6 protein-coding genes, 1 tRNA gene and 1 pseudogene are annotated in these 7307 nt (G+C 64.7%); 5 read left to right on the forward strand and 3 right to left on the reverse strand.

The features are described 5' to 3' along the window. The 3 genes from VKR55_RS27655 to VKR55_RS27665 all read right to left on the reverse strand — a co-directional run bounded on the left by VKR55_RS27655 (position 1) and on the right by VKR55_RS27665 (position 2250). Positions 1–75, reverse strand: a tRNA-Val gene (locus tag VKR55_RS27655). A gap of 142 nt (positions 76–217) precedes the next feature. Continuing rightward, complete coding sequence (locus VKR55_RS27660) at positions 218–1507, reverse strand: coiled-coil domain-containing protein (protein WP_324408431.1); 1290 nt, start codon at positions 1505–1507, stop codon at positions 218–220. A gap of 137 nt (positions 1508–1644) precedes the next feature. After that, positions 1645–2250, reverse strand: a complete 606-nt coding sequence (locus VKR55_RS27665; RefSeq protein WP_324408433.1) for a DUF1134 domain-containing protein — start codon at positions 2248–2250, stop codon at positions 1645–1647. A gap of 97 nt (positions 2251–2347) precedes the next feature. Between VKR55_RS27665 and VKR55_RS27670 the strand changes: the two genes are divergently transcribed. The 5 genes and pseudogenes from VKR55_RS27670 to VKR55_RS27690 form a co-directional block, all read left to right on the forward strand. Then, the gene (locus VKR55_RS27670; RefSeq protein ID WP_475387341.1) at positions 2348–2881 is read left to right on the forward strand and encodes a YHS domain-containing (seleno)protein; all 534 of its coding nucleotides are present in this window, start codon (positions 2348–2350) and stop codon (positions 2879–2881) included. Between the two features lie 151 nt (positions 2882–3032). After that, a complete protein-coding gene (chpT, locus tag VKR55_RS27675) occupies positions 3033–3677 on the forward strand; it encodes a histidine phosphotransferase ChpT (RefSeq protein ID WP_324408436.1) in 645 nt (214 codons plus the stop codon). A 190-nt stretch (positions 3678–3867) separates the two neighbouring features. Further along, positions 3868–6639 carry a hybrid sensor histidine kinase/response regulator gene (locus VKR55_RS27680; RefSeq protein ID WP_324408437.1) on the forward strand — a complete coding sequence of 924 codons (2772 nt, stop codon included), beginning with the start codon at positions 3868–3870 and terminating at the stop codon, positions 6637–6639. A gap of 69 nt (positions 6640–6708) precedes the next feature. Then, positions 6709–7176 (forward strand): chemotaxis protein CheW, encoded by a 468-nt coding sequence (locus VKR55_RS27685; RefSeq protein ID WP_324408438.1) that lies wholly within the window; start codon positions 6709–6711, stop codon positions 7174–7176. 68 nt (positions 7177–7244) lie between these two features. Then, positions 7245–7307 (forward strand): annotated as a pseudogene (locus tag VKR55_RS27690) (response regulator); the annotation flags it as partial.

Here is a 7307-nt window from a genome sequence, read left to right on the forward strand (position 1 = left end):
TGGTGGGCGCACAAGGGATCGAACCTTGGACCTCTCCCGTGTGAAGGGAACGCTCTCCCGCTGAGCTATGCGCCCGGGAATGTTGTGCTTCGTCAAGGGCCTGGCGATCAGGCCGACATTTGCGCGAAGCACGCCGTCAGAGCCCGGGATTTACGAAGCACACCCTATCAGTGTCAAGCTGTCGGGCCAGAAATAACGGCTCGAACCGAGAGCGATTTCACGCGCCCTGCTGGCGGGCTCGCGATGCATGGGCCTGCAGTGCCCGGATGCGCTCGGCCAACGTCCCGCTTTGGGGCGCGGTCGCGGCTGGGCCACCTCCGGCGGCGTTGCCGTTGGCGGCCCTGGCGGCAGGCTTCGCCGCCGGCTGCTCGGTGCCCAGGATCGCCTCGATTGCCGAATGCGGGCCTTCGAGCTGCATCGCCAGTTTCGCGACTTCGGCCGCGATGTCGTTGATGCGCTCGCGCAGAAGCGCATTCTCCATCCGCTCGGTCGCCCAGTTGCTTTCGGCCTGCTGCTGGATCGCGTTGATGTCGCGCTGCAGCTTGGCGCGCTCGTCGCGGGTCGCGCGAAGCTGCTCCTCGAGCGCGGCCTTCTCGCTCGTCAGCTTGTCCAGCGCCGGCCATTTGCCGCTGTTGGTCAGCTCGATCTGGTCGCGCAATTCCTTCATCGTCCGCTCGGCCGCGGCGTTGACCTGGCGAAGCTGGTTGTTCTCGAAGTCGCGCTCGGCGAGCAGCTTGCCTTGCGTCGCGAGCCGCGCCTCAAGGTCGTTGACGCGGTTGCCGAGCATCTCGGCTTCCTTGACCTGCACGATGAGCTGCCGGTCGAGATCGGTAACGCGCTGGCTCAGGTTTTCCACCCGCGAACGAGCGTCGACAAGATCGCGCGTTGCGACTTCCGACTCGCCGCGCTCCTGCGTGAGCCGCGCCTGGGTCGCCGCAAAATCCTTCTCGGCGTCGTTGACCCTGCGCCTCAGCTCCTCGATCTGCGTGCGCACCGCGACGAGCTCGACCTGGCGGCTGTCGGCCACTATCGAGCGGTCATTGAGCTCGGCATTGAGCCCGGTCAGCTCCTTCTGCTTGTCGGTCAGCGCCTGCTCGGCGAGTCGGAGCGACTCGGTCTTGGTGGCAAACTCCTCTTCGGTCGCGCGAAGCTGCTCCTTCACCGCCTTCTCGCGCGCCTCCAGCGCGAAGATCGTGGCGTTCTTCTCGCCAAGCTCGATCTTCATGCGGTTGATCGCGTCTGTCTTCTTGCCGAGCTCGGCGAGCTGGCTGGTCGTGCGGCTCTTGAGCTGCTCCACGCTCATCTCCAGCCGTCGCGCCGACATCGCAAACTCGGCGCGCAACTGGTCCTTGTCGGCCTGGATCTCGGCCATCGACAGGGGCGTCGCGGCTTCGAGCCGGCGCGTGGTGAGCCGCACCGCGCGGTTATGCACCAGCGGCACGATCATCAAGCCGCACAGCATCGAGACCAGGAAACCGATCGCCAGATACATGATCGGTTCGATCATTGGTTACTCCGCACTGGAAAGAAATCGTTAACGACAATGCCACGGAGCGGAGGCAAAAGGCCAGCCCATTGCAGCGTTAACGTGAATCCGCAAAACACCGGATGGTTGCCGATCGGCCCCGGTTTGCCCGATGCCGTTCAGAACGGGTTCCAGGTCGCCCGCGGGGTGTATTTCAGATAGCCGATATTGGCGCCGAGCCTGAGCCCGATGCCGGAGCGGATCGGCACCAGCACGATGTTGTTGGCGGTGAGGGCGTTCATGCCGAAGCCGCCGATGATATAGGCCGAGCCGTCGATGCCGGCGAAGCGCTGGTAGATCGCGCTGGTGGCCGGCAGGTTGTAGACCAGCGTCATGGTGCGGGCGCCGTCGCCGCCCCAGTCGAAGCCGACGGACGGCCCCTGCCAGTAGACCCTCAAGTCACCGGCGTTCTTGGTGTAGAGCGTGCCCTCGCCATAGCGCAGGCCGGCGACGAAAGCGCCCGAGCCTTCCTCGCCCAGGATGTATCCGTTGGGCAGGCCCCACTGGCTGACCGCGCGCTCGATGATCGAGGCAAGCCCGCGCGAGACATTGCCGAAGAAGCGGTGGCCGGCGCCTACGAGCTCGTCCGGTCCGTAGTTATTCGGGCCCTGTTCGCGCTGTGCCGGCGGCATATTGGGCGGGGGCGCCTGCTGCGCGGAAACGGGCACGGTCCAGCACACCAGCGCGGCCAGTGCCACCGCGGCAAGCCGTGAAACGAATGTCATGAAAACTACCCCTGATATCGCGATTTGGCCGCCGCCCTTTAACCTGACGCCAACAACCGAGGTTCTAGCGTAGCGTCCAATGTCCCCATCGACTCGGATGTTATCGGCAGGAACTATGACGGCACAACGGCAAGAAAGATACGGTCGGAGCCGCCAAATCGCCTTGATCGTTCCGGTGCTCGCCGCCCTGACCGGCCTTTGGGCGGCTGGCCTCATCCCCGCTGCCCGCGCTACGACCACCGAGCGGGTGGTGGCAGCCCGCTTCAGCGGGCTCGCGATCTACGGATTCGACCCGGTGGCCTATTTTGTCCAGAACCGGCCGGTGCTGGGACTGCCGGATTTCGAGGCGCAGGAGGCAGGCGCAGTCTGGCGCTTCCACAACGAGGGCAATCGCGCCTCGTTTGTGGCTCATCCGGAAGTGTATGGCCCTCAGTTCGGCGGCTATGATCCGGTCGGCCTCGCCCGTGGCGTGACGCTAGCCGGTAATCCGCGTTTCTTCGTGGTGGCGGGCGAGCGCCTCTATCTGTTCGGCGTCGAGGCGCACCGCAACGCCTTTGCGGCGGATCCTGGACGCTACCTCTCCGAGGCCAGGCAACGCTGGCCGGAACTGGAAGAGACGCTCGCGCAATAAGCCATCGGCGCGAGTTGCGACGGCTGTTCGCAAATGGTCGCGACCGGTGGCAGTTTGCTGCGCCGCAGTGTATCAAGCCCGAAAGACCCTCGTGATTCGCTTGAGTTCGCGCTGCGCCGATGAGGTGCGGGCGGATTGTTGGGAAAATCCTATGTCCGGCACGTCGTCAGGTTCCGCTCCCGATACCCTCGAACTCGCGGCGCTGTTGTGCTCGCGGGTCTGTCACGACCTCATCAGCCCGGTCGGGGCGATCGTCAACGGGCTCGAGGTGCTTGACGACAATCCGAAGCCGGAAGATCGCGACTTCGCGCTGGAGCTGATCCGCAAGAGCGCCAGAACCGCGTCCGCCCGCCTGCAGTTCTGCCGGCTCGCTTTCGGTGCGGCCGGCTCTGCCGGCGCGCAGATCGATCTCGGCGATGCGCTCAACATGGCGAAGGGACACATCGAGGACGGCAAGTGCACGATCACGTGGAATCTGCCGCGCCTGCTCTTGCCGAAGAATCGCGTGAAGCTGTTGCTCAACATGCTGGTGATCGCGCAGCAGACGATCCCGCGCGGCGGCACGCTCACGGTCGATCCGATCGGCGAGGGCGAGACCATGAGCTTTCGCGTCGCCGCGACCGGCCTTAACGCAAGGCTGCCGCAGAACATCGCCGATATTCTGAACGCGGCGCCGGCCTCCGGCATCGACGCCCATGCGGTGCAGCCGCATTACACCCGCCTGCTTGCGGAAGCCTGCGGCCTGAAAGTGGGACTCAAGGCCGAAGGCGAAGCCGTGGTCGTGAGCGCTTCGTAAATGCTCCCCTAACAAACGTGGTTAACCAAAGGTTGAAGAGCGGGGCCGGATCGCGTCGCGCCGCCTTATGTCTTTGTTGAGCCCATTCATTTCCGTTTACTCAACCAAGTTTAAACGGTTTGCAGAGAAGCTGGCCAGACTTTGAGAGGCGCGTCGACGTCGCGCGCCGCCATAGGTGTGGGCCTGTTTCATGGATGATCTGTTGCGGGAGTTTTTGACGGAGACGAGCGAGAGCCTGGACACCGTCGACAACCAGTTGGTGAAGTTCGAGCAGGAGCCGAACAACGCCAAGATCCTGGATAACATCTTCCGGCTGGTTCACACCATCAAGGGCACTTGCGGCTTTCTGGGGCTGCCGCGGCTGGAAGCGCTGGCGCATGCCGGCGAGACCTTGATGGGCAAGTTCCGCGACGGCATGCCGGTGAAGGCGGAGGCGGTGACGCTGATCCTGTCGAGCCTCGACCGCGTCAAGGAGATCCTGGCGGGGCTGGAGGCGACCGAGGCCGAGCCCGAGGGCAACGACCACGACCTGATCAGCCAGCTCGAGGCGATGGTCGAGCGCGGCATGGCCGCGATGGCGGAAGAAGCTGCCGCACCTGCCGCCGAAGCGCCTGCACCCGAAGCCACCCCTGCCGCGCCAAAATTCACGCAAGGCACGCTGGTCGCGCAGACCCTGGAGCGGCCGCTGCGTCCGGGCGAGGTCTCGCTCGACGAGCTCGAGCGCGCTTTCCGCGAGACCGAAATCGAGATGGCGCCCGCCCCCGAGGTGGCCGCGCCGCCCATCGCGCCCAAGGGCGGGGGCAAGGCCGAGAAGGCCGCCAAACCTCAGCAGGAGGTCAAGGTGAAGGACGAAAAGCTCGCCATTGCCAAGCCTGCCGGCAGGGTCGCAAGCGAGATCGACATGCCTGAGGGCGACAAGGTCGCCAACCAGTCGATCCGGGTCAATGTCGATACCCTCGAGCACCTCATGACCATGGTCTCCGAGCTGGTGTTGACCCGCAACCAGCTCCTGGAAATCTCCCGACGCAACGAGGACACCGAGTTCAAGGTGCCGCTGCAGCGGCTCTCCAACGTCACCGCGGAGCTGCAGGAGGGCGTCATGAAGACGCGCATGCAGCCGATCGGCAATGCCTGGCAGAAGCTGCCCCGCATCGTCCGCGACCTCTCCGGCGAACTCGGCAAGCAGATCGAATTGGAGATGCACGGCGCCGACACCGAGCTCGACCGCCAGGTGCTCGACCTGATCAAGGACCCGTTGACGCACATGGTGCGCAACTCCGCCGACCATGGGTTGGAGACCCCGGCCGAGCGCGCCGCTAGCGGCAAGCCGGACACCGGCACCATTCGGCTGTCCGCCTATCACGAGGGCGGCCATATCATCATCTGCATCGCCGACAACGGCCGTGGGCTGAACACCGAGCGGATCAAGGCCAAAGCGCTGCAGAATGGCCTCGTCAGCGAGGCTGAGCTCGAGAAGATGACGGAAGCCCAGATCCACAAGTTCATCTTCGCCCCGGGCTTCTCCACCGCAGCCCAGATCACCTCGGTCTCGGGCCGGGGCGTCGGCATGGACGTGGTCCGCACCAATATCGACCAGATCGGCGGCACCATCGACATCAAGTCGGTCGCCGGCGAAGGCTGCTCGGTCACCATCAAGATCCCGCTGACCTTGGCCATCGTCTCGGCGCTGATCGTGGAAGCCGCCGGAGACCGCTTTGCCATTCCCCAGCTCTCCGTGGTCGAACTGGTCCGGGCGCGCGCCAACTCTGAGCACCGCATCGAGCGCATCAAGGACACCGCGGTCTTGCGGTTGCGCAACAAGCTGTTGCCGCTGATCCACCTGAAGAAGCTCCTGAAGATCGACGACGGCTCGACCTCCGATCCCGAGAACGGCTTCATCGTGGTCACGCAAGTGGGCAGCCAGACCTTTGGCATCGTGGTCGACGGCGTGTTCCACACCGAAGAGATCGTGGTGAAGCCGATGTCCACGAAATTGCGCCACATCGACATGTTCTCCGGCAACACCATCTTGGGCGATGGCGCGGTGATCATGATCATCGACCCCAACGGGATCGCCAAGGCGCTGGGCGCCTCCGGCAATGCGGCGCAAGCGATGGCCGAGGACCATGCCGCTGGCCATGCCTCCATGGCCGAGCAGATGACCTCGCTCCTGGTGTTCCGCGCCGGCACCAGCCAGCCCAAGGCCGTGCCGCTCGCGCTGGTCACCCGCCTGGAAGAGATCGCCGCCGACAAGATCGAGCTTAGCAACGGCCGCTACATGGTGCAGTACCGCGAGCAGCTCATGCCGCTGGTGCAGATGGCGAGCGTCGAGATCAGGAGCCAGGGCTCGCAGCCGATCTTGGTGTTCGCCGACGACAAGCGCTCGATGGGCCTTGTGGTCGACGAGATCATCGACATCGTCGAGGAGCGGCTCAACATCGAGGTCGCAGGCTCCCAGGTCGGCATCCTGGGCTCGGCCGTGATCAAGGGCCAGGCCACCGAGGTGATCGACGTCGGCCACTTCCTGCCGATGGCGTTTGCCGACTGGTTCACCCGCAAGGAGATGAAGGCGTCTGCGAGCGCGCAGTCGGTGCTCCTGGTCGACGACAGCGCCTTCTTCCGCAACATGCTGGCCCCCGTGCTCAAGGCCGCCGGCTATCGCGTGCGCACCGCGCCAAATGCCCAGGAGGGGTTGTCCGTGCTGCGCTCGGGGCAGAGTTTCGACGTGGTGCTGACCGACATCGAGATGCCCGACATGAACGGGTTCGAGTTCGCCGAGGTGATCCGCGCCGACCAGCATCTGAGCCAGGTGCCGATCATCGGTCTCTCCTCGCTGGTCTCTCCCGCCGCGATCGAGCGCGGGCGGCAGGCTGGCTTCCACGACTATGTCGGCAAGTTCGACCGGCCCGGCCTGATCGCGGCGCTGAAGGAGCAGACCGCCGAACTGGGCCAGGCCGCCTAGCGCATGATCCGGAAAAGTGTGCAGCGGTTTTCCGAAAAGATCATGCGCAAACGTTAAGGAGAAAGTCTCATGAGCAAGACGCAAGTCACCGAAGGCGTCGTCGCCGAATACGTCACCGCCGTGATCGGCGGGCAGCTGTTTGGCCTGCCGATCTCCCGCGTCCAGGACGTGTTCATGCCGGAGCGCCTGACCCGCGTGCCGCTGTCGTCCCAGGAGATCGCCGGCGTCCTCAATTTGCGCGGCCGCATCGTCACCGTGGTCAACATGCGCGCCCGGCTCGGCCTGCCCAAGGCCGATGACGGCAAGCCGCCGATGGCGGTCGGCGTCGATCTGCGCGGCGAATCCTATGGCCTCCTGATCGACCAGATCGGCGAGGTCCTGCGCCTGCCCGAGGACGGCAAAGAAGACAACCCCGTCAATCTCGACCCCCGCATGGCCAAGCTCGCCGGCGGCGTCCACCGCCTCGACGGCCAGCTCATGGTCGTCCTCGATGTCGATCGCGTGCTCGAATTGGCGCCGGATGCGAAAGCGGCGTGACGCGCCAGACAAAGGCGCATTTGAAATTGAAAATGTCCCTTCAGGGGATATCGAAGTGAGAGGCTGTCATGAGAACATGTCTTGTTGTCGACGACTCCAGCGTTATTCGTAAGGTCGCGCGGCGTATCCTC

It is taken from the genome of Bradyrhizobium sp. (assembly GCF_035309285.1).
Lineage (GTDB): Bacteria > Pseudomonadota > Alphaproteobacteria > Rhizobiales > Xanthobacteraceae > Bradyrhizobium.

Coding starts and splice junctions, on each gene's coding strand:
- VKR55_RS27660 (WP_324408431.1), bottom strand. CDS start 1,507: ATGATCGAACCGATCATGTATCTGGCGATCGGTTTCCTGGTCTCGATG.
- VKR55_RS27665 (WP_324408433.1), bottom strand. CDS start 2,250: ATGACATTCGTTTCACGGCTTGCCGCGGTGGCACTGGCCGCGCTGGTG.
- VKR55_RS27670 (WP_475387341.1), top strand. CDS start 2,348: ATGTTATCGGCAGGAACTATGACGGCACAACGGCAAGAAAGATACGGT.
- chpT (WP_324408436.1), top strand. CDS start 3,033: ATGTCCGGCACGTCGTCAGGTTCCGCTCCCGATACCCTCGAACTCGCG.
- VKR55_RS27680 (WP_324408437.1), top strand. CDS start 3,868: ATGGATGATCTGTTGCGGGAGTTTTTGACGGAGACGAGCGAGAGCCTG.
- VKR55_RS27685 (WP_324408438.1), top strand. CDS start 6,709: ATGAGCAAGACGCAAGTCACCGAAGGCGTCGTCGCCGAATACGTCACC.